Raw genomic sequence first — 23396 nt, forward strand, 5'->3', positions numbered from 1 at the left:
TGGTTCCGTTCATCTCGGAACGGTTTTCGCACCGGCAGTATCGTCGTGGACATGCACATACCAACAGAGGGCAACACCGTTGTCACGAAGTTTTTCGATCACTGTCGCGCGAAAGCATGCTAGGACGGTCGTCGACACTCACGAGGTGTCTTGCAACCTGCCAGCCACAGGAGGTCCTTGTGCACTACCGCCGTGCGTCACGCGTGTCCGTCGTCGCGGCCGGGCTGACCGCCCTGGCCGTACTCGGGCTCGTGGGCTGCGACTCCGGCACCGAGGGGACCAAGTCGGCCGCCGGGAGCGGGCCTTCGGTCATCGCGCCGGGTGAGCCCGGGGAGGCCAACCGGACCCTGTCGGCCGAGGAGGCCCAACGGCAGCGTGTCGAGGACGACTCCCCCAACTCGGCGGACGTGTCCTACGCGCGGATGATGATCCAGCACCACGCGCAGGCCCTGGAGATGACCGGACTGGTGCCGGACCGCGCCGAGTCGTCGAAGATCGTCAAGCTGGCCGAGCGCATCGCCGCCGCGCAGCAGCCGGAGATCAAGGCGATGAAGGCCTGGCTGAAGAGCCACGACAAGGCGGAGCGGGACGACGGGCACGGGCACGACCACGCGACGATGCCCGGGATGGCCACGCAGGCCCAGCTGAAGCAGCTGCGCGCGGCCGACGGCAAGGCCTTCGACCAGCTCTTCCTCACCCTGATGATCACGCATCACCAGGGGGCGATCACCATGTCCACCGAGCTGAAGGGGCAGGGCAACAACATCCGGATGGAGGAGATGGCGGACGACGTGGTGGCCCAGCAGACCAGCGAGATCAGCCGGATGCGCGACCTGATGTGACGGTGCGCCGGGCGGGCCGGTGACCGCGGGCCGCTCAGCGCCGGGCGTGCCGTGAGGGCAGCAGTCCCGCGTCGCGCGCCCGGCCGATGAGCCTGAGCGCCCCGCGCCGGCTGTACCCGGTCTCGTTCATCACGGCGAGGACCGGATCGGCTCCCCGCTCCTGTGCCGCGCGGTACACCCGCGCCACGAGCCCCTGCTCCCGGGGCCCCCTCGGCCGGGCGGACCGATCCCGGTGCGCGCCCGTACCGGCCCCGTCCCCGGGGTCCGGCCCGGTCTCGGCGCCGCTGGCCCGGGCCAGCGGCGCCTCGATCCAGTCGGCGAACAGGGCGAGGTCCTCCAGGGCCAGCGCGGGCCGGGCCCGTACGTCCTCGACACAGACCCATCCCTCGCACACCGTCGCCAGCGCGTCGATGCGGGCCCCGTCGCCGAAGGCCAGCCGCACATGGAGCCACCGCGTCGCCCGCTCCCCCTCCCGCACCTCCCACGCGGGCCACACGGACACCGCACCCTCCGCCGGAGAGCGATCGGAAAGATGAAGAAAAGATGCCTCAAACACACACGCAACGTAACCGCGTGATCAGTTTCCCTCCGTAGAACACGCACCCCGGACGGCGGACGGCACCCTGTCAGCGGAGCGCGGACGGTGCCATGCTGGAGACAGCAGCGATCTCCTGTCGATCCCCCGGGTGAGGAGTTCCGCCGTGCTGCGTGTCGCCGTCATCGGTTCCGGGCCGAGCGGGTGCTACACCGCCCAGAGCCTCGTCCAGCAGGACGCCCGGGTGCGCGTGGACGTCCTGGACCGGCTGCCGTGCCCGTACGGCCTGGTCCGCTACGGGGTGGCGCCGGACCACGAGAAGATCAAGTCCCTGCAGAACGCCCTCCGCGCGGTCCTGGAACACGAGCGCGTGCGCTTCCTCGGCGGGGTGCCGGTCGGGCCGGGCGGGGTGCCGGTCGCGCGGCTGCGGGAGCTGTACCACGCGGTGGTGTACTGCGTGGGCGCCGCCACGGACCGGCGGCTGGGCATTCCGGGCGAGGAGCTGCCGGGCAGCTGGTCGGCGACGGAGTTCGTGTCCTGGTACAGCGCGCACCCGGACGCCGCCGACGGCGGTTTCCTGCGCGGGGTGCGGTCGGCGGTGGTCATCGGGATGGGGAACGTCGCCGTGGACGTGACGCGCATGCTGGCCCGGGGCGCGACGGAGCTGAGCCCGACCGACATGCCGCACGCGGCCCTGACCGCACTCGCGGCGAGCCGGGTGGACCGCATCCACATGGTGGGCCGGCGCGGCCCCTCCCAGGCCCGCTTCACCACCAAGGAGCTGCGCGAACTGGGGACCCTGCCGGAGACCGGCCTCGCCGTGGACCCGGCCGAGGCCGCGCGGGACCCGGCGTACACGGACCCGTCCGCGCTGCCCGCCCCGCAGCGCCGCAACGTCGAGGTGCTGCGGGGCTGGGCCGGGGCGCCGGTGCCGGGCGCCCGGCGGCTGATCCGGCTGCGCTTCTTCCTCCGCCCGGCCGAACTGATCGCCCGGGAGGGCAGGGTGGGCGCGGTGCGTTTCGAGCGGACGGCGCCGGACGGACACGGCGGCGTCACGGGCACGGGGCGGTTCGAGGACATCGAGGCACAGCTGGTGCTGCGCTCGGTGGGGTACCGCGGGGTGCCGCTGGAGGGGCTGCCGTTCGACGCGGCCGGCGGCACGGTTCCGCATCTCGCCGGGCGGGTGCTGCGGGAGGGCGCGGTCGCTCCGGGCGAGTACGTGGCGGGCTGGATCAAGCGGGGCCCGACGGGCGTCATCGGCACGAACCGGCCCTGCGCGAAGGAGACGGTGGCCTCCCTGCTGCGGGACGCGCCCTTCCTCACCGACCGCGACCTGCCCGGCGACCCGCTGGCGGCGCTGCGGGCCGAGGGCGTCGAACCGGTCGGCTGGACGGGCTGGCAGGCGATCGAACACGCCGAGGCGGAACTGGGCGCCTCCCTGGGCCGGAGCGTCGTCAAACTCCCCGACTGGGAATCCCTGCTCGCGGCGGCCCGCACGGCCGGCCCGTGAGCGGGCCGGTCAGGCCGCGCCGTGGCGGGCGTCCTGGCGGGCGGCCGCGGTGAGGAGGCAGTCGAGGAGGCCCGGGAAGAGGTCGTCCAGGTCGGCCCGGCGCAGGCCGTTCATCTTGGCGGTGCCCTCGTAGACCTGCCGGATCACGCCGCTCTCGCGCAGCACCCGGAAGTGGTGCGTGGTGGTGGACTTGGTGACCGGCAGGTCGAACTGCGAGCAGGTCAGCTCGACGCCCTCGGCGGCGAGCTCACGGACGATCCGCAGCCGCATGGGGTCGGAGAGCGCGTGCAGCACGCCCTCCAGCCGGATCTCCTCGCGCGCCGGGTGCGGCAGATCGCGGCTGCTGAGGGCGGGGGAGGCAGTCGTCACGGCGGCTCACATTCGGTCCGGGAATTCTCATAGTACGAGAGTCATCGTAGTTTGACATCCTCCGTACTACGATGCTTATCGTACGAGCCTCACCCGTCCCGGCCCCGCCGAATGGAGTCCACCGTGAGCACGCTGTTCCAGCCGTACACCCTGCGCGACGTGACCATCCCCAACCGGGTGTGGATGCCTCCGATGTGCCAGTACTCGGCCGCACCCGAAGGGCCCGCGGCCGGTGCGCCCGGCGACTGGCACTTCGCGCACTACGCGGCCCGCGCGGCCGGCGGCACGGGACTGATCGTCGTGGAGGCCACCGCCGTGTCGCCGGAGGGCCGGATCTCGCCGTACGACCTCGGCATCTGGAACGACACCCAGGTGGAGGCGTTCCGCCGGATCACCCGCTTCCTCGTGTCGCAGGGCACCGTCCCCGCCGTCCAGCTCGCGCACGCCGGACGCAAGGCGTCGACCGAGCGGCCCTGGAAGGGCGGCGCGCCGGTCGGGCCGGACGCCCACGGCTGGCGGCCGGCGGCTCCGAGCGCGATCCCCTTCGACGAGCGGCACCCGGTGCCGGACGAGCTGTCCCTCGACCGGATTCGCGAGATCGTCGGACAGTTCCGCGCCGCCGCGCGCCGCGCGCTCGCCGCCGGGTTCGAGATCGCCGAGATCCACGGCGCCCACGGCTACCTGATCAACGAGTTCCTGTCCCCGCACTCCAACCACCGCACCGACGCCTACGGCGGCTCGTACGAGAACCGGACGCGGTTCGCGCTCGAGGTGGTCGACGCCGTGCGCGAGGAGTGGCCGGACGACAAGCCGCTGTTCTTCCGGATTTCGGCCACGGAGTGGCTGGAGGAGCACGGCTGGACCCCGGACGACACCGTCCGCTTCGCCTCCGAGCTGCACGCCCACGGCATCGACCTGCTCGACGTCTCCACCGGCGGCAACGCCTCCGGCGTCCGCATCCCGACCGGGCCCGGCTACCAGGTCCCCTTCGCCGCGCGGGTGCGCGCCGAGACGCCGATGCCGGTCGCCGCCGTGGGGCTGATCACCGACGCCGAGCAGGCGGAGAAGATCGTGGCCAACGGCGAGGCGGACGCGGTGCTCCTCGGCCGCGAGCTGCTCCGCAACCCCTCGTGGGCCCGGCACGCGGCCCGTGAGCTGGGCGGCGAGGTCCATGTGCCGGACCAGTACCACCGCTCGGTCTGAGCCCGCACCGCCACCACGCCGGCGGCCCGGGGTGCTCCTCGCACCCCGGGCCGTCGGCGCCGGTCTTTCCTGGCCGAATGTGATGCGCGCGAGACGTTGACTAGAAAGCGCTTACCCCATACCTTCCGTTCAGCAGCATGACCCGCTCACGTCAATTCAGTGGGCCAACTGCGCACCATCCCGAACGTCGTTCATGTACATGGCTCGTACCCCCACACCACGACAGAAGGAACGACATGACTTCCGCGAAACGACCGCGCGCCCGCGCGCTGACGGGCGCACTCGCCACCCTCGGCCTCTCCGTTGGCATGCTCATGACCACCGGCGCGTCCTCGGCGAGCGCCGCCACCTGGCCGACCGCGAACGGCAGCCAGGGCGTCTCCTCCACCATCTCCGTGTCCGGCACCAAGGACTACGGGATGAAGCGCCTGTACGGCACCGGCGACCTGGGCTCCGGCGGCCAGGACGAGGACCAGGGCCCCATCCTGCAGCTGGCGGACGGCGCGGTCCTGAAGAACGTCATCCTGGGCGCCCCCGCGGCCGACGGCATCCACTGCCAGGGCTCCTGCACGCTGCAGAACGTCTGGTGGGAGGACGTCGGCGAGGACGCCGCCACGTTCAAGGGCAAGTCGTCGGGGTCGGTCTACACCGTCAGCGGCGGCGGCGCGAAGGAAGCCAGCGACAAGGTGTTCCAGTTCAACGGCGCCGGAACGCTGAACGTGTCGAACTTCGCGGTCAAGAACTTCGGCACCTTCGTCCGCTCCTGCGGCAACTGCTCCACGCAGTACAAGCGGACGATCAACCTCAACACCATCGAGGTGACCTGGAAGGGCAGCAGGCTCGCCGGCATCAACACCAACTACGGCGACAGCGCGACCCTGCGGAACATCACGATCATCGGGGACAGCAGCAAGAAGATCGTCCCCTGCCAGAAGTACATCGGCAACGACGACGGTGACGAGCCGAGCAGCAACGGCTCCGGCCCCGACGGCACGTACTGCAAGTACGCGTCGTCCGACATCACCTACCGGTAGCCCCCCCACGGGCAGCGGCCGTACGAGGCGTCCCGCGCGGCGCCTCGTACGGCCGTCCGGCCCGCACCCGCCCGCCTTCATCCGCCGCCCACGCGGGAACGCACCTCCCCCGTCAGCTCCCGCCGGTACCCGGCGTAGGCGGACCGCAGCGCGTCGCCCGGCCAGTCGGCGGGCAGCAGCGCGGAGGGCAGGACGGGATCGGCGAGCAGATGGCGTACGACGGCGGCGAACGCGGTGAGCCGCTCGGCGGGGCGAGCGGCTCGGTCGACGTGGCCGAGGAGCGCGCGGGCCGCGCCGGACCAGGCGTCCAGCGGCCACAGACCGGCGGCGAGCTCGCGGGCGGGCCGGCCGGGGCGGGCCGTGCAGCACTCGGCCACCTCGTCGAGGCCGTCGGGCAGGCTGCGCTCCAGATTGGCGGGACGCAGCCACACCCCCTCACGCAGTTCGGCGAGCCGGAGCGCCGCCAGCCGTGTGCGCAGGTCCGCGCGTTCGGCGGGTCCCCTGCCGGTCGCGGTGATCACCACCAGCTCCCAGTCGCCGTCCCACGCGCGCGTGCGCGGCTCCACGGACTCGTCCTGGCGGCGCCGGCGTTCCAGCAGCCGGTCGCTGAGGCGGTACCCGGTGTCCGTACGTCGCAGGTCCCCGGCGGCGACCATCCGGCTGAGCGCCGCGCGGAGCGTGGACCCGCCGATCTCGAAGCCCTCCACGAGCCGCCCGAGCTCCCTCGCCGACAGCTCCGGCGGATGCGCGCCGAGCAGCAGGCTCAGCACGACCGACCGCGCGGACAGCGGGCGCGGCCGGGGGTCGTCCGGTGCCGCCGGGTCGTTCCTCCGCATGGGGCCGTACTCTACGACGCCGATCGTGTTGCACGATTGCTGCGGCTGTACGAATAGTGCAACACTCGCTCATGGCCACCACACTCGCGGACGAGCCGCGGCAGGACTTCGGCGCGCACGGCGGCGCCACGCACGACGTCACCAATCAGCCCCCGCCCCTGACCCCCTACGACGCCTCCGACGACGCCGCCCTGCTGGAGGGCCTGCGGCGGGAGGGCGCCGGCTGGGCCGAGGAGGAGCTGCGCCGGCTCGGCAGGCTGGCCGGCAGCGCGCGGGTGCAGGAGTGGAGCGACCAGGCCAACCGCCACGAGCCCGCACTGCGCACCCACGACCGGTACGGGCACCGCGTCGACGAGGTGGAGTTCCATCCGAGCTGGCACCACCTGATGCGCGCGGCCGTCGCCGAGGGGCTGGCCGCCGCGCCCTGGGCCGACGAGCGTCCCGGCGCCCATGTCGTCCGCACCGCCAAGGGACTGGTGTGGGGACACACCGAGGCGGGGCACGGCTGCCCGACGTCCATGACGTACGCGGCGGTGCCGGCGCTGCGGCGGCAGCCGGAGCTGGCCGGGGTGTACGAGCCGGGGCTGACCAGCCGGGAGTACGAGCCGGGGCTGCGCGTGCCGGCCGGGAAGCGCGGACTGCTGGCCGGCATGGGGATGACCGAGAAGCAGGGCGGCTCCGACGTCCGGACCAACACCACGACGGCGACGCCGACCGCCGAGCCCGGCGTATACACCCTGCGTGGGCACAAGTGGTTCACGTCGGCGCCGATGTGCGACGTTTTCCTGGTGCTGGCCCAGGCCCCGGGCGGGCTGTCGTGCTTCCTGGTGCCGCGCGTCCTGCCCGACGGCACGCGCAACCCGTTCCGCATCCAGCGGCTGAAGGAGAAGCTGGGCAACCGCTCCAACGCCTCCTCCGAGCCCGAGTTCGACGGGACGGTCGCCTGGCTGGTCGGCCCGGAGGGGCAGGGCGTGAAGACCATCATCGAGATGGTCAACTGCACCCGGCTGGACTGCGTGATGATGTCGGCGGCGCTGATGCGCAAGACGCTCGTGGAGGCGGGCCACCACGTGCGGCACCGCGGCGCGTTCGGGGCGCGGCTGGTGGACCAGCCGCTGATGCGCAACGTGCTGGCCGATCTGGCGCTGGAGTCCGAGGCCGCCACGGCCCTCACCCTGCGGCTGGCCGGAGCGGCCGACCGCGCGGTGCGCGGGGACGCCGGGGAGGCCGCGTTCCGCCGGATCGCGACGGCGGTCGGCAAGTACTGGGTCACCAAGCGGGGCCCTGCCTTCACCGCCGAGGCCCTGGAGTGCCTGGGCGGCAACGGCTACGTCGAGGAGTCCGGGATGCCCCGGCACTACCGCGAGGCCCCGCTGCTGTCGATCTGGGAGGGCTCGGGGAACGTCAACGCGCTCGACGTGCTGCGGGCGCTCGGCCGGGACACGGCCACCGCGCAGGCGCTCTTCGACGAGCTCGCCCTGGCGCGCGGGGCGGACGCCCGGCTGGACGCGGCCGTGGCCGGGCTGAAGGACCGGCTGGCCGAGGGGTCGCAGGCGGGCGCCCGGCGACTGGTGGAGCGGATGGCCCTGACGCTTCAGGGCTCCCTCCTCGTCCGGCACGCCCCGTCCGCGGTCGCCGACGCCTTCTGCGCGACGCGGCTGGGCGGCGACTGGGGGCACGCCTTCGGCACGCTGCCCGCGGCGGCCGCACTGGACGCGATCGTCGGGCGTGCGCTGCCGGACGGCGGCTGACCCGCCGGCGGGCCCCCGCGCACGGTCGTCCCGTGCGCGGGGGGCACCAGGCCCGACCTGCGGAGAAACCGATCCGGAAGTGACTGTCAGTGGTGGGGTGCAGACTGACCGGTGTCCTGGAACGAGGGCGTCGACGAAGACGTCGCGGAGGTGATCGGCATGACCGAGGTACTGCTCGCCGTGGGCACCCGCAAGGGCCTGTTCATCGGGCGGCGGCGAGGTGACGCCTGGGAGTTCGACGAGAGTCCCTGCTTCAACGCGCAGGCCGTGTACTCGGTCGCCATCGACACCCGTGGCGGGAGCCCGCGGCTGCTGGCCGGCGGGGACAGCGCGCACTGGGGCCCGTCGGTGTTCCACTCCGACGACCTGGGCCGAAGCTGGACCGAACCGGCCCGGCCCGCCGTCACATTCCCGAAGGACACGGGGGCTTCGCTGGAGCGGGTCTGGCAGTTGCACCCCTCCGAGGCCGAACCGGACGTGGTGTACGCGGGGACGGAACCGGCCGCGCTGTACCGCTCGGAGGACCGCGGGGAGAGCTTCGAGCTGGTCCGGCCGTTGTGGGAGCATCCCACGCGTGCGAAGTGGGTGCCCGGTGGCGGTGGCGAGGGGCTGCACACCGTGCTCACCGACGCCCGTGATCCACGGGCCGTGACGGTGGCCGTCTCCACGGCGGGCGTGTTCCGCACCCTGGACGGCGGTGCGAGCTGGGCCCCGTCCAACTCCGGGGTGTCCGCGGTGTTCCTGCCGGACCCGAACCCGGAGTTCGGGCAGTGCGTGCACAAGGTCGCCCGGGACGCGGTGAACCCGGACCGGCTGTATCTGCAGAACCACTGGGGGGTCTACCGCAGCGACGACGCGGGCGGGAGCTGGACGGACATCGGCGAGGGCCTGCCGTCGACGTTCGGCTTCGCGGTCGTGGCCCATCCCCGTCGCGCCGACACGGCGTACGTGTTCCCGATCAACGCCGACTCCGACCGGGTGCCGGCCGGCCGGCGCTGCCGGGTCTACCGGACCGCGGACGCGGGCAGGAGCTGGGAGCCGCTCACGGCGGGACTGCCGCGGGAGGACCACTACGGCACGGTGCTGCGCGACGCGATGTGTCACGACGGCGCGGACCCGGCGGGCGTCTACTTCGGCAACCGCAACGGCGAGGTGTACGCGTCGGCCGACGACGGCGACAGCTGGCGGCAGTTGGCGTCGCATCTGCCGGACGTGTTGTGCGTACGGGCCGCGGTCGTCGCATGAGCCACATGAGCCATGTAAGCCACATGAGTCGCACGAGCCGCACGAGGATCCCGTGCGGTCCTGGCCACTGGTTGATCTCCGCCGCCGTCACGGCAGTAAGGTGACGCCCGTGGCACCACGACCCTTGAATGAGATCGTCGAAGCGGGCTGGGCGAAGGCCCTGGAGCCGGTGGCCGAACGGGTCGCCGGAATGGGGGACTTCCTGCGCGCGGAGATCGCCGCGGGACGCACCTACCTCCCGGCCGGAGCGAACGTCCTGCGCGCCTTCCAGCAGCCCTTCGACGAGGTACGCGTCCTGATCGTCGGACAGGACCCGTACCCCACCCCGGGGCACGCGGTGGGACTGTCGTTCTCGGTCGCGCCCGAGGTGCGGCCGCTGCCGGGCAGCCTCATCAACATCTTCCGGGAGCTGAACACCGACCTGGGCCTGCCCCAGCCGTCGAACGGTGATCTCACGCCGTGGACCGAGCAGGGCGTGCTGCTGCTCAACAGGGCGCTGACGACGGCCCCGCGCAAGCCGGGCGCCCACCGCGGCAAGGGCTGGGAGGAGGTCACCGAGCAGGCGATACGGGCGCTGGCCGGGCGGGGCAAGCCCCTGGTCTCCATCCTGTGGGGGCGGGACGCCCGCAACTGCCGTCCGCTGCTGGGCGATCTGCCCGCGGTGGAGTCGGCCCATCCGTCGCCGATGTCCGCCGACCGCGGCTTCTTCGGCTCCCGCCCGTTCAGCCGGGCCAACGACCTGCTGATCCGTCAGGGCGGCCAACCGGTGGACTGGCGCCTGCCGTGACCGGGCCCGGTTTCCTCGCCGTGGACTCCGGGGGCTCCGGTCTGCGGGTGGTCGTCGGGGCCGGCGGACACGGTCCGTCGGCCCGGGCCGCCTCGGGAGAACCGGTGCGGACCGGTGAGCGGGGCATCGACCCGGGGCATTTCATGGAGCAGCTGGTGCCGATGGCGCGGGCCTTGCGCGCCGAGGCCGGTATCGAACGGCTGGAGGTGGCCGTCGTCGGTGCGGCCGGGCTGGCCGGCCTGGGGGACGCGCTGCGCGCGGAGCTTCCGGACGCGCTCCGCCGTGAGCTGGGCGTACCGCGGGTGGTACTGGCCGCGGACGCCGTCACCGCATACGTCGGCGCGCTCGGGCCGCGGCCCGGTGCGGTGATCGCCGCCGGCACGGGTCTGATCGCGATCGGCACCGACCTGACCGGCTGGCGCCGGGCGGACGGCTGGGGGCACCTGCTCGGCGACTGCGGCAGCGGCGCCTGGATCGGACGGGCGGGTCTCGAGGCGGCGCTGCGCGCGCACGACGGGCGGCGGGGCGGCTCCGCTCGGCTGCTGGCGAGCGCCGAGGACATGTTCGGTCCGGCGGCCGGACTGCCCGGCCGGCTGTACCCGCGGACCGACCGACCGGCCGTGCTCGCCTCCTTCGCGCCCCGGGTGGGCGAGTGCGCGGCCGACGGCGACCCCGTCGCCGTGGGGGTGCTGCGGACCGCGGCCGGGCACATGGCCGACTCCGTCGCGGCCGTGTGCCCGGCCGTGGACGCACCGGTGATCGGTCTCACCGGAGGCCTGTTCCGGATGGGTGCCGCGCTGCTCGACCCCTTGGACGAGGAGCTGGCCGAGCGGCTGCCGGGGGCGCGGCGGATCATGGCCGAAGGGGACCCCCTGCACGGGGCGGTCCGCATCGCGGAGGACCTCACCGCCGGCTCGTTCACCCTTCCGGGCGACGAGAAGATGCTGTGCGTGACGAGCCCGGCAGGTGAGGACGTCACCCGCCCGGCCGACGTCCGTACGTAACTCATCAGACAAAACCGGACGGATACCGCTCACCTGCACCCTCCCCGAACAGGGGAGCCCGGGAAACCACTAACATGCGGCAGCATGAGCACCCCCACTGGGCCCGCGTCCGGCCTGCCAGTACGAATGCCGCGCCCCCGCCAGCCCGGACGGCACCGCCGTCCCGAACCCCTGGTGGCTCCCGAGGGCGCGCCCGCGCTCGTCCTCGCCGTGCCGGGTACGCCCAGTAGTGCCACCCGCTCGCTCGCCGAAGAGGTCGTGAGCATCGCCCGTTCCGAGCTGCCCGGCCTGGACGCCCGGATCGGCTACCTCGACGGCGACGACGAGGAATTCCCGACACTGCGGTCCGTCCTCGCGTACGCGGCCGAGGAGCGCACCGCCCGCTTCGAGCAGGCCCGCGAAGCCGGCCTGGACGTCAAGGAGCCCGACGGCCCCGTCGCCGTCGTCGTGCCGCTGCTCGCCGGTCCGGACAGCGCGCTGCTGCGCCAGGTCCGCCAGGCCGTGATGGACAGCCGTGTCGCCGCCGAGCTGACCGATGTGCTGGGCCCGCACCCGCTGCTCGCCGAGGCGCTGCACGTGCGGCTGTCCGAGGCCGGTCTGGCCCGCGCCGACCGTGCCCGCCTGTTCACCGTGGCGACCGCGGCGGACGGCATCATCCTGGCCTCCGTGGGCGGTGACGAGGCCGTGCAGGCGGCCGGGATCACCGGCATGCTGCTCGCCGCGCGCCTCGCCGTGCCGGTGATGGCGGCGGCCCTGGACCAGGACGGTTCCATCGCTTCCGTGGCCGAGCAGCTGCGGGGCTCCGGTTCGCAGCAGCTGGCGCTCGCGCCGTACCTGATCGGCCCGGAGATCGACGCCAGCCTGATCGAGGAGGCCGCGAAGGAGGCGGACTGCTCCGCCGCCGAGGCGCTCGGCCCGTACCCGGCGATCGGCAAGCTGGCGCTGGCCAAGTACACGACCGCGCTGGGCATCGCCCCGCAGCAGGCGCAGAGCACTCCGGCCCACTGACCCGGCCGGCTCACGCACGACGCCGAAGGGCCCGCTCCGGTTCCGGAGCGGGCCCTTCGGCGTGTCCGGGCGGCGCCGGTCAGCCGGTGACCACGCAGGACGCCGCGGCCACCGGGACGGAGCCGGCGCGCCGCGGCACTCCCGTGTCCGGGTCGAGCGTGAACCAGGTCACGTCCCCGGAGCGCTCGTTGGCGACGTACAGGACGCCGTTGGACTCGGTGATCGCGCGGGGCCAGTGCCCCCCGCAGGGGACGGTGGTGAGGGGGGTCAGCGCCTTGCCCTCCCGCTCGGCCGCGAACACCGACAGGACGTCCTCGCCGCGGGTCGCGGTCCACACGAAGCGGCCGTCGGGCGAGACGGCCACCCCGGACGGGTAGGCGTCCCCGGACGGGGCGCCGGGAAGGACCGGGATCTCGGCGAGCGGCCTGAGCGCGCCGTCGGCGGCGTCCCAGTGGCAGACGACGAGGGTGGGGCTGAGCTCGTTGAGGACGTACGCGTGGGTCCCGTCCGGGTGGAAGGCCAGGTGCCGGGGGCCCGAGCCCGGACGCAGGGCGATCTCCCGGTGCGGTGAGAGCGCGCCGTCGGTCAGGGTGCAGACCCGTACCGAGTCCGTGCCGAGGTCGACCGTGACCGCCCAGCGGCCGCTCGGGTCGGGCTGCACATGGTGGGCGTGCGGACCCTGCTGGCGCTGTGGATGGGGACCGGAGCCGCTGTGCCGGAACACCCCGGACGCCGACCGTGCGAGGCTGCCGTCCGGGCGGACGGGGACGGCGCTGACGCTGCCGGAGCCGTAGTTCGCGGTGAGGACGTGTCCGGCGAAGAGGCTGAGGTGGGTCGGCCCGTTGCCGTCCACCCGCACCTCGCGCCCGGCCGGTACCAGGCCCTCCCCGGTCACGCGGAACGCGGCCACGGCGCCCTCGGCGGTCTCGCTGACCGCGTACAGCGTGCGGCCGTCGGGCGCCAGGGCCAGGAAGGACGGGTCGCGTACGGCGTTCACGGTGCTCAGGACGGTCAGCGCGCCGCTGCCGGGGGCGATGGCCGCGGTGACGACGCCCGGGCCCCCCGCCGCCGTGAACGACCCGATGTACGCCCGCCGTCCGCCGTCCGCCACGACTGTCCCCTCTCGTCCGCCACCGACCGAGGTGACGGTAGCAGCCGATCACGTCAGGTCTAGACCAAGGTCCCGTCCGGTGCGTCCGCGCGGGTCAGGCCCCGACCAGCGGGGAGCCGGACGGCGCCCGCAGCGGCGCGGCCAGCTCGGCGAGGGCGCGTTCCAGACCGTGCAGATGGGCCAGGGCGGGTTCCGTCCCGGCCGGGGAGGTCCGTACGGGGATGTCCCGGCCGTCGGTGAGCGCCTCGACGGCGGCCTCGACGCGCCAGCAGGCGGCGGCCAGCCGGGCGTCGTGCGAGGCCTCCGGGTCGGCGGCGACGGCGACGAGGCCGCGGATCTCCCGGGCGCAGTCGTCGAGCAGGGCGAGCACCCGACGGGCGCGCCGCTTGCGGCCGAGCATGGGGTTCAGCGGATGCACCAGCGGGGCGACCGAGAGCCGTACCCGGGCGAGCAGTTGTTCCAGCTCCGCCACCACCGGCGCCGGGTCGGCGTCCGCGGTCCCGGCCAGTCGTGCGGCCGTCTGCGCGGTGCACGCGTGGACGCAGCGCAGGGCCCGCTGGATCCAGGTGTCGGTGACGCTGTGCGTGGTCACGGGCAGGACGAACGCCACCGCCAGCACGGCGCCGAGCGCGCCGACGGCGGTCTCCACGAGCCGGAGCGCCAGCAGACCGGGGGTGAGCACGCCCAGCAGGCCGTAGAGCATGGCGGCGAGCACCGTCACCCAGAGCATCATCCAGGTGTAGGACACGGCGGCCGTATAGAAGACGCCGAAGACGGCGACGGCGACGACCAGCGCGGTCACCGGGCCGTCCCCGTGCGCGGGGACGGCGACGAACAGCGCGAGCCCGATGCCGATGACGGTGCCGAGCACCCGCCGGAAGCCGCGGACCAGGGTCTCGCCGCGCGAGGTGGTGTTGACGAAGACCCACCAGGTGGCGCCGACGGCCCAGTACCAGCGCTGCCCGGACACCAGCTGGCCCACGACCAGGGCGAAGCCCGCGCCGGCGGTCGCCTGGACCGCCTGGCGGGTGGTCACGCGGGCCAGCCCGGTGCCGCCGGGCGGCGCCGGCACGACGGCCGGGGGCAGCCGGCGCTCGTAGCACCACAGCCCGAAGCGCACCGCGGCAGCGGCGAGCACGGACAGCAGGACGGAGGCGTACAGCTCGGGCAGCTGGGCGGTCCTCGCGTGCAGGAACTGCGCCACGAAGTAGGTCATGAACGCGAAGACCCCGAGGCTGTGGCCGCGCGGGCCCCAGCGCCGCGCGTACACGCCGAGTCCGACCACGGCGAGGAAGGTGAGGTCGCGGGCGACCGGGTGGTCGTGCAGCACGGCCGCGGCGGCGAGCACCGGCAGGCCGACGGCGGGCAGCAGCGCCGTGGTGACGGCCTGGCCGCGGACGGTGGCGTCGGTGACGGTGAACAGGGCGAGCAACGCGGCGAGCCCGCCGGTGACGGCACCGGTGAGCGAGTGCCCGGCCAGGCCGCAGACGACGACGGCCAGACCGATGCCGAGCACGGCCCGCGCCGCGAAGCGCAGCCGGATCCGGCCCGGGTCCGGAGCCATGAACACCCTCTTCAGCACGTACCGCCCCCTGGGATTCGTTGGTGTGTGCGCCGTGGCACGAAAAAGGCGCCGCGGAGGTCCGCAGCGCCATCGACGCCTCCATATCAGCATCTCCTCCACCAGTGGCTCAACTGAGTCCTGTGAGAGTGGGCCATTGGTACAGTGTTCGTGGCATTCCTACGGCCACTGAAGTGCCAATGGCCGATGCGAGGACACGTCGGATCTCATGGCCGTGGACGAGCTCGACACCCGCATCCTGCGGCTGCTGCTGGAGCAGCCGCGCACCAGCGTGCGGGAGTACGCCCGGATCCTCGGCGTCGCCCGCGGCACCCTCCAGGCCCGCCTGGACCGCATGGAGCGCGAGGGCGTGATCACCGGCACCGGCCCCGCCCTCTCCCCCGCCGCGCTGGGCCACCCCGTCCTCGCGTTCGTGCACATCGAGGTCACCCAGGGGCACCTGGACGAGGTGGGCGACGCGCTGGCCGCCGTCCCGGAGATCGTCGAGGCGTTCTCCACCACGGGCGGCGGCGATCTGCTGGCCCGGGTGGTGGCGCGCGACAACGCGCATCTGGAGGACGTGGTCCAGAAGCTGATCAGCCTGCCCGGCGTGGTCCGCACCCGCACCGAGGTGGCGCTGCGCGAGCGCGTCCCGCACCGGCTGCTGCCGCTGGTGGAGTCGATCGGCCGTACGGCGCGGAAGTGAGCCCTGCCATCCTGGACCCCATGAACACGCTCGGCGCCCTCTCGGTCATCTTCGATCTCGACGGAACGCTCGTGGACAGCGAGCCGAACTACTACGAGGCGGGCCGGCGGACCCTCGCCGAGTACGGGGTCCCGGACTTCTCCTGGGCCGAGCACGAACGCTACGTGGGGATCAGCACCCGGGAGACGCTCGCCGACTGGCGGGAACGGTACGGCCTGTCGGCCCCGGTGGAGGAACTGCTCGCGGTCAAGGACCGCCACTATCTGGAGCTGGCCCGCGCCGCCACGCGGGTGTACCCGCAGATGCGCGCGTTCGTCGGGCTGCTGGCGGCCGAGGGCGTGCCGATGGCCGTGGCCTCGGGTTCCTCGCCCGTCGCCATCGGGGCGATCCTGGCCGGCACGGGCCTGGACGCGCACCTGCGCACGGTCGTCCCGGCCGACGAGGTCGCGCACGGCAAGCCGGCCCCCGACATCTTCCTGGAGGCGGCCCGCAGGCTCGGCGCGGACCCGGCCGACTGCGTGGTGGTCGAGGACGCGGCCCCGGGCGCCGTCGCCGCGCACGCGGCCGGGATGCGCTGCATCGCGGTCCCCTACGTCGCCGCCCAGGCCGACGCCCCCGAGTTCGCCACCGCCGGTCTGCTGCTGCGCGGCGGGCAGGAGGAGTTCACGGCGCGGGCCGCGTACGCCTGGCTGGCGGACTCCGCCCGGCGGCCCTGACCGGCTCCCGCCGTCCGCGCGTCCCGGCGGACGTCCGGAACCGATCGCTCCCGAACCGTTGACGCCTTTCCGCCTCCTCCCTATCGTCTGGTCGATTGTTCGTACAGCGTTCGCGATATCGAACAGAGGAGCATCCATGGCACCGCCCCTCTCCAGACGAACCCTCTTCCAGGCCGCCGCCCTGACGGCGACGGCGACCGCGGTCCCCGCGGCGGCCACCGGGCGCGCCGTCGCCGCACCCGGCGCGCCCGCCGCCGCTCCCGGCGTACCGGCGGCGTGGACCGTACGGCCCTTCGGGCTGGAGGACGTGACGCTCGGCCCTGGCGTCTTCGCCGGCAAACGGCGGCTGATGCTCGACCACGCCCGTGGCTACGACGTGCACCGGCTGCTCCAGGTCTTCCGCGCCAACGCCGGCCTGTCCACCCGGGGCGCCGTCGCGCCCGGCGGCTGGGAGGGGCTGGACGGGGAGGCCAACGGCAATCTGCGCGGCCACTACACCGGCCATTTCCTGACCATGCTGGCGCAGGCGTACCGCGGCACCGGCGAGCAGGTCTTCGCGGACCGGATCGCCACCGTGGTCGAAGCCCTGACCGAGGTACGGGAGGCGCTGCGGCACGATCCGGCCGTGCTGAGCGTCGAGGGACGGTTCGGCCGCGCGGCGGAGAACGTGCGCGGCTCGTACCGGTACGTGGACCTTCCGGCGGCCGTTCTCACCGGCGCCCCGGCACTCACCCTGTCCGCATGGGTGCGCCCCGCGCACGACGCCGCCTGGGCCAGGATCTTCGACTTCGGCGACGACACCACCCGCTACCTGTACCTGGCCGCCCGCAACGCGAACGGGGTGCCGCGGTTCGCCGTGACCACCTCGGGGCCGGGCGGCGAGCAGGGCCTCGACGGCACCGCGCCGCTGCCGGTCGGCGAGTGGAGCCACCTGGCCGTGACCCTCGCCGACGGCATCGGCACCCTCTACGTCGACGGCACCGCCGTGGCCCGGAACACGGACATCACGCTGACCCCGGCCGCGCTCGGCACCCTCACGGACCACTGGCTGGGGCGCTCCCACTTCCCCGCCGACCCGGTCTTCGCGGGCGCGTTCGAGGACGTCAACGTCTACGCGCGGGCGCTGACCGCCGCCGAGGTCGCCGGACTGGGGAGCCACCGGGCCGCCGACACCCCGGCCGGCCGGGGCGACCTGGCGTCGTACGCCTTCGACGAGACCGCCGGGGCCGGCTTCGCGGACGCCTCCGGCCGAGGGCTCGACGCCACCCTGCGCCGCACCTGGGGCGCGCCCAGCCATCCGGGCTTCCTCGCCGCGTACCCGGAGACGCAGTTCATCGAGCTGGAGTCGATGACCCGCAGCGACTACACCCGGGTGTGGGCGCCGTACTACACCGCACACAAGATCCTCAGAGGGCTGCTGGACGCGTATCTCGCCACGGACGACGACCGGGCGCTCGACCTGGCGTCCGGCATGTGCGACTGGATGCACGCGCGGCTGTCCGTGCTGCCGGCGGCCACCCTGCAGCGGATGTGGGGGCTGTTCTCCAGCGGGGAGTTCGGCGGCGTCGTCGAGGCGGTCTGCGACCTGCACGCGATCACCGGACGGGCCGAACACCTCGCCCTCGCCCGGCTGTTCGACCTGGACCGCCTCATCGACGCCTGCGCCGCCGGCACCGACGTCCTCGACGGGCTGCACGCCAACCAGCACATCCCGATCTTCACCGGCCTGGTGCGGCTGTACGACGAGACGGGCGAGCAGCGCTACCTCACGGCCGCGAAGAACTTCTGGGGCATGGTCGTGCCCCACCGCATGTACGCGATCGGCGGCACCAGCAGCGGCGAGTTCTGGAAGGCCCGCGACGTGATCGCGGGCACGGTCACCGACACCACCGCCGAGTCCTGCTGCGCGTACAACATGCTCAAGCTGAGCCGGACGCTGTTCTTCCACGAGCAGGATCCGGCGTACATGGACTACTACGAGCGGGCCCTGTTCAACCAGGTGCTCGGCTCCAAGCAGGACCGGCCGGACGCGGAGAAGCCGCTCGTCACCTACTTCATCGGCCTGACGCCCGGTCACGTACGCGACTACACGCCCAAGCAGGGGACGACCTGCTGCGAGGGCACCGGCATGGAGAGCGCCACGAAGTACCAGGACTCGGTGTACTTCGCGAAGGCCGACGGAAGCGCCCTGTACGTCAACCTCTACAGCGCCTCCCGGCTGACCTGGGCCGAGAAGGGCGTCACGGTCACGCAGACCACCCGCTACCCGGAGGAACAGGGCAGCACGCTCACCATCGGCGGCCGGGCCTCCTTCACCCTGCTGCTGCGGGTGCCGTCCTGGGCGACCGCGGGCTTCCGGGTGACCGTCAACGGGCGTGCCGTGCCGGGCACTCCGGTCCCCGGCCGCTACTTCGGGGTCGCGCGGAGCTGGCGCGACGGCGACACCGTACGGCTCTCCGTGCCCTTCCGGCTGCGGGTGGAGCGGACCCCCGACGACCCCGCGCTGCAGGCCCTGTTCTACGGCCCGGTCAACCTGGTCGCCCGCCGGCCGGGGCCGGACGCCGTGCACCTGGGGCTGTACCGCAACGCCGGCCTCTCCGGTGACCTGCTGCCCTCCCTCACCCCGGTCCCGGACAGGCCCCTGCACTACACGCTGGACGGCGTCGAGCTGGCGCCCTTCGCGGAGGGGACCGAGGACCCGACCCACGCCTACGTCCGGCGCCGGGAACCGCGTGTGATCTTCGGCACGTCGGACTCCGGGGTCGCCAACCCCGCCCGGGACGACGGCACGACCCTGCTCGACGAGATCTGGGCCGGGGCGCCCTTCCGCGGCAAGGGAGCGCTGGTGACACGGGTGCGGTCCACCGTGGCGTCCTGGGTGTCCGAGGGTCTGCTGAGCCGCGCCGACGGCGACAAGGTGGTGAGTACGGCGCAGCAGGCCGCCTACGCCCGCTGACACCGGCCGAAAATTCTTTCCCGGACGGTGATTGCCTCGCGCCCGGCGTCCGTACTTCCTGCTGTTGGGCCGTTCACATCCCAGGAGGCACGATGCGCATCTCGCGCAGCACGGCAGGAACCGCGTTCGTGGGCGGAGCCATGATCCTCACCCTCACCGCGCTCGCCTATCCCACCATGCTGGGCGTACAGAACACGTCGACCAAGCCGGACCGGGTGGTGGCCAACACGAACTACGGCCCGCTGACCGAGGCGGACCGCGACTTCGTGGTGAAGGTGCGCGCGGCGGGGCTGTGGGAGCACCCGCTGGGGCTGCTGGCGATGGAGCGGGGCACCACGGCGGAGATGAAGGAGGCGGGCGAACACCTGGTCGTCGGTCACGGCCGGCTCGACGAGAGCTGCCGCAAGATCTCCCTGGAGCTCGGCATCACGCTGCCGAACCAGGCGTCACCGCAGCAGCAGGGGTTCGTGGAGACCGTGAAGTCCACCAGCGGCAAGGAGTTCGACTCCACGGCGGTGAACATCATGCGCGTGACGCACGGGCAGATCTTCCCCGCCATCGCCAACATCCGGGCCAACACCAGGAACACCCTGGTGCGGCAGCTGGCCGACCAGGCCAACGACACGGTGCTCGACCACATCACGGTGCTGGAGAAGACGGGACTGGTCAATCACGAGCAGGTCAACTTCCAGCAGACCAGCCCGCCGAAGATGCCGCAGGAGCAGGTGACCCCGCCGGCTCCGCAGGCGGGTGCGCCGGTCCTCGCGCTGGAGATCCCCAAGGGGCTGGAGGACCTCAACACGGCGTCCCCGGCGCCGTCGCCGTCCCCGACGGTCAGGTAGCCGGGTCACGACCCGCGGCGGGGCCTGCCCCGCCGCGGGTTCCTCGTCGCGCCGCCGGTGCCTCCCCGGCGGCCGCGGCCGGCCGATCCGCCGGCCGGCTGCTGCCGCCGGGCGGTGCGTTCGGGCTTCTTCTCCTGCGCGGGCTTCTTCTCCTGCGCGGGCTGCTGCCTGCGGCCGCGGGTGCTGTTGACGGTCCGGCCGCGGACGATCCCGATGAGGTCCTCGACCCGGTCCGTCGTCGCCGCCTCGGGCCAGGACAGCGCCACGCTCGACTCGGGGGCCCGCTCGAGCGGCCGGTGGGTGAGGTCCTTGCGGTGGTGCAGCCGGGCGAGCGACAGCGGTACGACGAGCACGCCGATCCCGGCCGCGACGAGCTCGATCGCGTCGGCGGTGGTCGCGGGGCGTTCCAGCGCGGGCCGTCCGGGCAGGCCCTCCCAGGTGAGGACGTCGTCCAGGGGGTGCAGCACGATCTCGTCGGCCAGGTCCTCCGGGGACACCGTGTCGACCGCCGTGACGAGGTGGTCCTTGGGCACCACGACGACCGTCTGCTCGGTGTAGAGGGGGATCGCGCTGAGGACCGTACGGTCGACGGGCAGCCGGACGAGGCCCGCGTCGGCGTCACCTCCCAGCAGCAGCCCCTGCGCCGATTCGGCGGGGACCTGCGTGAGGGTCAGCGGGACGTCGGGCAGCCGCTCGTTCCAGATGCGCACCCATTTGTCGGGCATCACCCCGGGTACGTACACGAGCCGGAACGAGGGGGACACTTCCGAGCCTGTCACCTGGCCAGGTTACCGGCCGTGGTCGGCGGCCGCGCACACGCTCGATACCCTGGACGCCATGACGCAGCACCAGAGCACCCAGACGATGAAACCCGCGACCGCGGCGAAGAAGCTGGGTGTGTACCTCGACGCCACCCCCGCCGACTTCCGGGACGGTGTCGTCTCACGCGCCGAACTGAACGCGCTCCAGGCGGACCCGCCGCAGTGGCTGCGGGACCTGCGGCGCGACGGCCCCCACCCCCGCCCGGTGGTCGCGGCGAAGCTGGGCGTGTCCATCGCCGGTCTCGCGCGCGGCGGGGTCACCGAGGCCCTCACCACCGAGCAGATCGAGGCGCTGAAGGAGGAGCGTCCCGAGTGGCTGGAGCGGGAGCGCGCCACCCAGGCCGAGGTCCGCAAGGAGACCGCCCGGATCAAGAAGCGGAACGCGGAGCGCGCGGAAGGCGACGACTGACCGAAACGCCAGCCCGCGCCACCCTTCCGGTGGATAGAAATATCTACCAGCATGTCCGTACCTCACGCGCCCGCAGCGGCGCAGCCGACCGTGCCCGGGGTGGGACATGCACAGCGCCATGTGGAAGCAAGCCGTCGAGTGGCTGGCCGCGGCGGCCACGGACCCGCAGGAGTGCAAGCGCGAGTGGGACCACGGCAAGGGCACGGCGCTGCTCGCGGCGGGCCGGTACTGGGACGTGCTGAGCGTGCCCGACCGCCTCGGGCTGCTCGCCCTGGACATCCTGTGGCGCGACCCCCTGAAGGTGCCCGGACCCACGCTGGTGGACGTCACGGCCCGCAGAGTGGGGTTCTTCCTGCCGCCCGACCCGGTCAGCGAGTGGGTCGGCTTCGGGGTGCGGCACGTGGGCCGGGGGTCCTGGGTCGCCGTACCGCCGCCGTACCGGCCGGCCGGGCGCCTGGAGTGGCTGGTCCCGCCGGACGGCACCGGCACCCTGCACGCCCCCGGCCCGCTCGAGCGGGCGCTGCGCGGGGCGACCGGCACGCTCGCCGTGCTGGCGCCGGTCAGCGCGGAGCCGGCGGGTCCGGAGGGCTGGTGAGTTCCTCCCGGGTGTCCTCGGCGGGCGGCCGCAGCAGGGGGACGGGGACGGGAAAGGGCACGGGCAGCAGCGTCGCGCGCTCGCTGACCGTGGCGGCGGCGAAGGAGGCCCACAGGCCGTCGCGGTGCCCCGGGACCGTGTGCCCCCTGGCCCGCCACTCCGCGACGAGGGCCGTGTAGATCGGCGTGTGACCGCCGTACCCGCTGGTGAGTTCGGCGTACAACCGGCCCGCGGCGTCGTGCCCGAGAAGGCGCCGCGCCGTCTCAGTGCTGTCCATGCCGGTCCAACGCGCCCCCGTGCGCCGGTGGTACGCCGGTGGCCACAGGTCCGCCGGGCCGGGTGAAGCCGTCACCCGTACGGCCCTCGCCGGACAGCCGTCGCCGGGCAGGGGCGGGCCGGGGTTGACCCTCGACCTTGTCGAGGGATCAGGGTCGCGGGTGTGGAGAGCGAGATGCGCAGCATTGGTGAGATGGCCCGGGAGAGCGGGCTGGGCGTGAGCGCCCTGCGGTTCTACGACCGTGCCGGTGTCCTGGTCCCCGACCGGGTGGACCCGGTCAGCGGCTACCGCTGGTACGCCCCCGGGCAGCTGGACGAGGCCCGGCTGCTGGCCCGGCTGCGCCGGGCCGGCATGCCGCTGGCGGACATCCGGCTGGTGCTGGCGGGCTGGACGGGCGCCGACGCCGATCTCGTACGACAGCTGCTCCAGGCGCACCTGCGCCGGCTGGAGCAAGGGCTGTCCGATGCCCGCGCCGAGTTCTCCGCGCTCCGAGTCCTGCTCGACCACAGGGAGAACCCCATGACCTCGCTCCGCACCGACACCGCCGTACGGCTGTCCCTCTCCGGCCCCGGGCTGGCCGCCGCGCTGGACGCGGTCCGGTTCGCGGCCGGCACCGACCCGGAGCTGCCGGTGCTCGGCGGGATCCTCTTCGACGTCGAGGGCGACGCACTGCGCCTGGTGGCCACCGACCGGTACCGGATGGCCGTGGCGCGCGCCGCCGCCGACGGACACGACGGGTCCCGCGTCCAGGTCACCGTGCCCCTTCCGCTCGCCGACGCGATGCGGGCGCTGCTGGACGGCGAGGAACGGGTCCGGCTCACCGTGGACGGTGACCGCGTGACCCTGGAGACCGGGGACCGGCAGACGGCCGGCCAGTGCCTCGGCCACGACTTCCCGGACTACCGGCGTCTCGTCCGCCTCCCGGCGGGGCGGCGCGCCGTGGTGGACGTGCCGGCCTTCCGGGAGGCGGTGCGCACCGGTCCCGTCCGCGCGGGCGAGGCGCGCGAGGAGGGCGGGGCGTCCTGCGACCTCAGCGTGCTGGAGGTGGCGGAGGACGGCTCGGTCACCCTGGCCGGGGACGGCGCCGACGGCCGGGACCTCGTCGCCGTGAACCGCGCGTTCCTGCTGGACGCGCTCGCCGCGGGAGCCGGCGACCGGCTGATCCTCGAGTTCGGCGCCCCCACGGCGCCCCTCGCGATCCGCCGGCCGGACGACGCGCACACGTTCTCGCTCCTGATGCCGGTACGGCTGGAGAACTGACCTCTTCCGCCGGCGGGG

22 protein-coding genes and 1 pseudogene are annotated in these 23396 nt (G+C 73.6%); 16 read left to right on the forward strand and 7 right to left on the reverse strand.

The genetic code is table 11. The features are described from left to right. Window positions 1–179: 179 nt before the first annotated feature. On the forward strand, window positions 180–842 hold the full coding sequence (locus KUM38_RS33965; RefSeq protein ID WP_217135262.1) for a DUF305 domain-containing protein: 663 nt from the start codon (window positions 180–182) through the stop codon (window positions 840–842). A 34-nt stretch (window positions 843–876) separates the two neighbouring features. Here the strand turns inward: KUM38_RS33965 and KUM38_RS33970 are convergent, their stop codons facing one another. Beyond that, entirely contained in the window at window positions 877–1344 is a 468-nt protein-coding gene (locus tag KUM38_RS33970) for a DUF6214 family protein (RefSeq protein ID WP_217135263.1), read from the reverse strand. A gap of 199 nt (window positions 1345–1543) precedes the next feature. Here KUM38_RS33970 and KUM38_RS33975 point away from each other — a divergent pair, with 199 nt between their 5' ends. Further along, entirely contained in the window at window positions 1544–2887 is a 1344-nt protein-coding gene (locus KUM38_RS33975) for an FAD-dependent oxidoreductase (RefSeq protein ID WP_217135264.1), read from the forward strand. A 9-nt stretch (window positions 2888–2896) separates the two neighbouring features. Here the strand turns inward: KUM38_RS33975 and KUM38_RS33980 are convergent, their stop codons facing one another. After that, window positions 2897–3256 carry a helix-turn-helix transcriptional regulator gene (locus tag KUM38_RS33980; protein WP_217135266.1) on the reverse strand — a complete coding sequence of 120 codons (360 nt, stop codon included), beginning with the start codon at window positions 3254–3256 and terminating at the stop codon, window positions 2897–2899. Window positions 3257–3379: 123 nt separating this feature from the next. Here KUM38_RS33980 and KUM38_RS33985 point away from each other — a divergent pair, with 123 nt between their 5' ends. Next, entirely contained in the window at window positions 3380–4459 is a 1080-nt protein-coding gene (locus KUM38_RS33985; RefSeq protein WP_217135267.1) for an NADH:flavin oxidoreductase/NADH oxidase, read from the forward strand. Window positions 4460–4695: 236 nt separating this feature from the next. Beyond that, complete coding sequence (locus KUM38_RS33990) at window positions 4696–5493, forward strand: pectate lyase (RefSeq protein WP_217135268.1); 798 nt, start codon at window positions 4696–4698, stop codon at window positions 5491–5493. 77 nt (window positions 5494–5570) lie between these two features. Here the strand turns inward: KUM38_RS33990 and KUM38_RS33995 are convergent, their stop codons facing one another. Next, window positions 5571–6329 carry a PaaX family transcriptional regulator C-terminal domain-containing protein gene (locus KUM38_RS33995; protein WP_217135269.1) on the reverse strand — a complete coding sequence of 253 codons (759 nt, stop codon included), beginning with the start codon at window positions 6327–6329 and terminating at the stop codon, window positions 5571–5573. Window positions 6330–6400: 71 nt separating this feature from the next. Here KUM38_RS33995 and KUM38_RS34000 point away from each other — a divergent pair, with 71 nt between their 5' ends. The 5 genes and pseudogenes from KUM38_RS34000 (at window position 6401) to KUM38_RS34020 (ending at window position 12124) form a co-directional block, all read left to right on the forward strand. Next, window positions 6401–8080: an acyl-CoA dehydrogenase family protein gene (locus tag KUM38_RS34000; protein WP_217135270.1), complete on the forward strand. Its 1680-nt coding sequence runs from the start codon at window positions 6401–6403 to the stop codon at window positions 8078–8080. A gap of 89 nt (window positions 8081–8169) precedes the next feature. After that, window positions 8170–9325, forward strand: a pseudogene (locus tag KUM38_RS34005) (WD40/YVTN/BNR-like repeat-containing protein). A gap of 109 nt (window positions 9326–9434) precedes the next feature. Continuing rightward, entirely contained in the window at window positions 9435–10112 is a 678-nt protein-coding gene (locus tag KUM38_RS34010; protein WP_217135271.1) for a uracil-DNA glycosylase, read from the forward strand. Next, a complete protein-coding gene (locus KUM38_RS34015) occupies window positions 10109–11116 on the forward strand; it encodes a BadF/BadG/BcrA/BcrD ATPase family protein (protein WP_217135272.1) in 1008 nt (335 codons plus the stop codon). Before KUM38_RS34010 ends, KUM38_RS34015 begins: the two co-directional genes overlap by 4 nt. An 84-nt stretch (window positions 11117–11200) precedes the next feature. Beyond that, window positions 11201–12124, forward strand: coding sequence for a sirohydrochlorin chelatase (locus tag KUM38_RS34020; protein WP_217135273.1), 924 nt, complete (start codon window positions 11201–11203; stop codon window positions 12122–12124). A gap of 79 nt (window positions 12125–12203) precedes the next feature. Here the strand turns inward: KUM38_RS34020 and KUM38_RS34025 are convergent, their stop codons facing one another. Further along, on the reverse strand, window positions 12204–13235 hold the full coding sequence (locus KUM38_RS34025; protein ID WP_217135274.1) for a lactonase family protein: 1032 nt from the start codon (window positions 13233–13235) through the stop codon (window positions 12204–12206). 94 nt (window positions 13236–13329) lie between these two features. Next, the gene (locus tag KUM38_RS34030; protein ID WP_217135275.1) at window positions 13330–14817 is read right to left on the reverse strand and encodes an FUSC family protein; all 1488 of its coding nucleotides are present in this window, start codon (window positions 14815–14817) and stop codon (window positions 13330–13332) included. Window positions 14818–15025: 208 nt separating this feature from the next. Here KUM38_RS34030 and KUM38_RS34035 point away from each other — a divergent pair, with 208 nt between their 5' ends. The 4 genes from KUM38_RS34035 (at window position 15026) to KUM38_RS34050 (ending at window position 20016) form a co-directional block, all read left to right on the forward strand. Then, window positions 15026–15502, forward strand: coding sequence for an Lrp/AsnC family transcriptional regulator (locus KUM38_RS34035; RefSeq protein WP_073934751.1), 477 nt, complete (start codon window positions 15026–15028; stop codon window positions 15500–15502). Between the two features lie 20 nt (window positions 15503–15522). Further along, window positions 15523–16218: an HAD family phosphatase gene (locus KUM38_RS34040; RefSeq protein WP_217135641.1), complete on the forward strand. Its 696-nt coding sequence runs from the start codon at window positions 15523–15525 to the stop codon at window positions 16216–16218. Window positions 16219–16354: 136 nt separating this feature from the next. Continuing rightward, window positions 16355–19174 carry a beta-L-arabinofuranosidase domain-containing protein gene (locus KUM38_RS34045; RefSeq protein WP_217135276.1) on the forward strand — a complete coding sequence of 940 codons (2820 nt, stop codon included), beginning with the start codon at window positions 16355–16357 and terminating at the stop codon, window positions 19172–19174. A gap of 92 nt (window positions 19175–19266) precedes the next feature. Next, entirely contained in the window at window positions 19267–20016 is a 750-nt protein-coding gene (locus tag KUM38_RS34050; protein ID WP_217135277.1) for a DUF4142 domain-containing protein, read from the forward strand. Window positions 20017–20021: 5 nt separating this feature from the next. Here KUM38_RS34050 and KUM38_RS34055 read toward each other — a convergent pair whose 3' ends face one another. After that, window positions 20022–20795: a LysR family transcriptional regulator substrate-binding protein gene (locus tag KUM38_RS34055; protein WP_217135279.1), complete on the reverse strand. Its 774-nt coding sequence runs from the start codon at window positions 20793–20795 to the stop codon at window positions 20022–20024. Between the two features lie 58 nt (window positions 20796–20853). Here KUM38_RS34055 and KUM38_RS34060 point away from each other — a divergent pair, with 58 nt between their 5' ends. Together KUM38_RS34060 and KUM38_RS34065 are read left to right on the forward strand one after the other, a co-directional pair. Beyond that, window positions 20854–21246 (forward strand): DUF5997 family protein, encoded by a 393-nt coding sequence (locus KUM38_RS34060; RefSeq protein ID WP_217135280.1) that lies wholly within the window; start codon window positions 20854–20856, stop codon window positions 21244–21246. 106 nt (window positions 21247–21352) lie between these two features. Continuing rightward, the gene (locus KUM38_RS34065; protein WP_217135281.1) at window positions 21353–21841 is read left to right on the forward strand and encodes a hypothetical protein; all 489 of its coding nucleotides are present in this window, start codon (window positions 21353–21355) and stop codon (window positions 21839–21841) included. Here KUM38_RS34065 and KUM38_RS34070 read toward each other — a convergent pair. Then, window positions 21807–22118, reverse strand: a complete 312-nt coding sequence (locus KUM38_RS34070) for a hypothetical protein (protein ID WP_217135282.1) — start codon at window positions 22116–22118, stop codon at window positions 21807–21809. The two genes, KUM38_RS34065 and KUM38_RS34070, sit on opposite strands and share 35 nt — an antisense overlap. 174 nt (window positions 22119–22292) lie before the next feature. Between KUM38_RS34070 and KUM38_RS34075 the strand changes: the two genes are divergently transcribed. Beyond that, entirely contained in the window at window positions 22293–23378 is a 1086-nt protein-coding gene (locus KUM38_RS34075) for a MerR family transcriptional regulator (RefSeq protein ID WP_217135283.1), read from the forward strand. The last annotated feature ends 18 nt before the right edge of the window (window positions 23379–23396 follow it).

The organism is Streptomyces sp. AC558_RSS880, from assembly GCF_019049255.1.
GTDB lineage: Bacteria > Actinomycetota > Actinomycetes > Streptomycetales > Streptomycetaceae > Streptomyces.

Excerpts from the sequence above, each read along its gene's own strand:
- KUM38_RS33990 (WP_217135268.1), top strand. The coding sequence starts at position 4,696 with ATGACTTCCGCGAAACGACCGCGCGCCCGCGCGCTGACGGGCGCACTC.
- KUM38_RS33995 (WP_217135269.1), bottom strand. The coding sequence starts at position 6,329 with ATGCGGAGGAACGACCCGGCGGCACCGGACGACCCCCGGCCGCGCCCG.
- KUM38_RS34000 (WP_217135270.1), top strand. The coding sequence starts at position 6,401 with ATGGCCACCACACTCGCGGACGAGCCGCGGCAGGACTTCGGCGCGCAC.
- KUM38_RS34020 (WP_217135273.1), top strand. The coding sequence starts at position 11,201 with ATGAGCACCCCCACTGGGCCCGCGTCCGGCCTGCCAGTACGAATGCCG.
- KUM38_RS34035 (WP_073934751.1), top strand. The coding sequence starts at position 15,026 with ATGGCCGTGGACGAGCTCGACACCCGCATCCTGCGGCTGCTGCTGGAG.
- KUM38_RS34040 (WP_217135641.1), top strand. The coding sequence starts at position 15,523 with ATGAACACGCTCGGCGCCCTCTCGGTCATCTTCGATCTCGACGGAACG.
- KUM38_RS34045 (WP_217135276.1), top strand. The coding sequence starts at position 16,355 with ATGGCACCGCCCCTCTCCAGACGAACCCTCTTCCAGGCCGCCGCCCTG.
- KUM38_RS34050 (WP_217135277.1), top strand. The coding sequence starts at position 19,267 with ATGCGCATCTCGCGCAGCACGGCAGGAACCGCGTTCGTGGGCGGAGCC.
- KUM38_RS34060 (WP_217135280.1), top strand. The coding sequence starts at position 20,854 with ATGACGCAGCACCAGAGCACCCAGACGATGAAACCCGCGACCGCGGCG.
- KUM38_RS34065 (WP_217135281.1), top strand. The coding sequence starts at position 21,353 with ATGCACAGCGCCATGTGGAAGCAAGCCGTCGAGTGGCTGGCCGCGGCG.
- KUM38_RS34070 (WP_217135282.1), bottom strand. The coding sequence starts at position 22,118 with ATGGACAGCACTGAGACGGCGCGGCGCCTTCTCGGGCACGACGCCGCG.
- KUM38_RS34075 (WP_217135283.1), top strand. The coding sequence starts at position 22,293 with ATGCGCAGCATTGGTGAGATGGCCCGGGAGAGCGGGCTGGGCGTGAGC.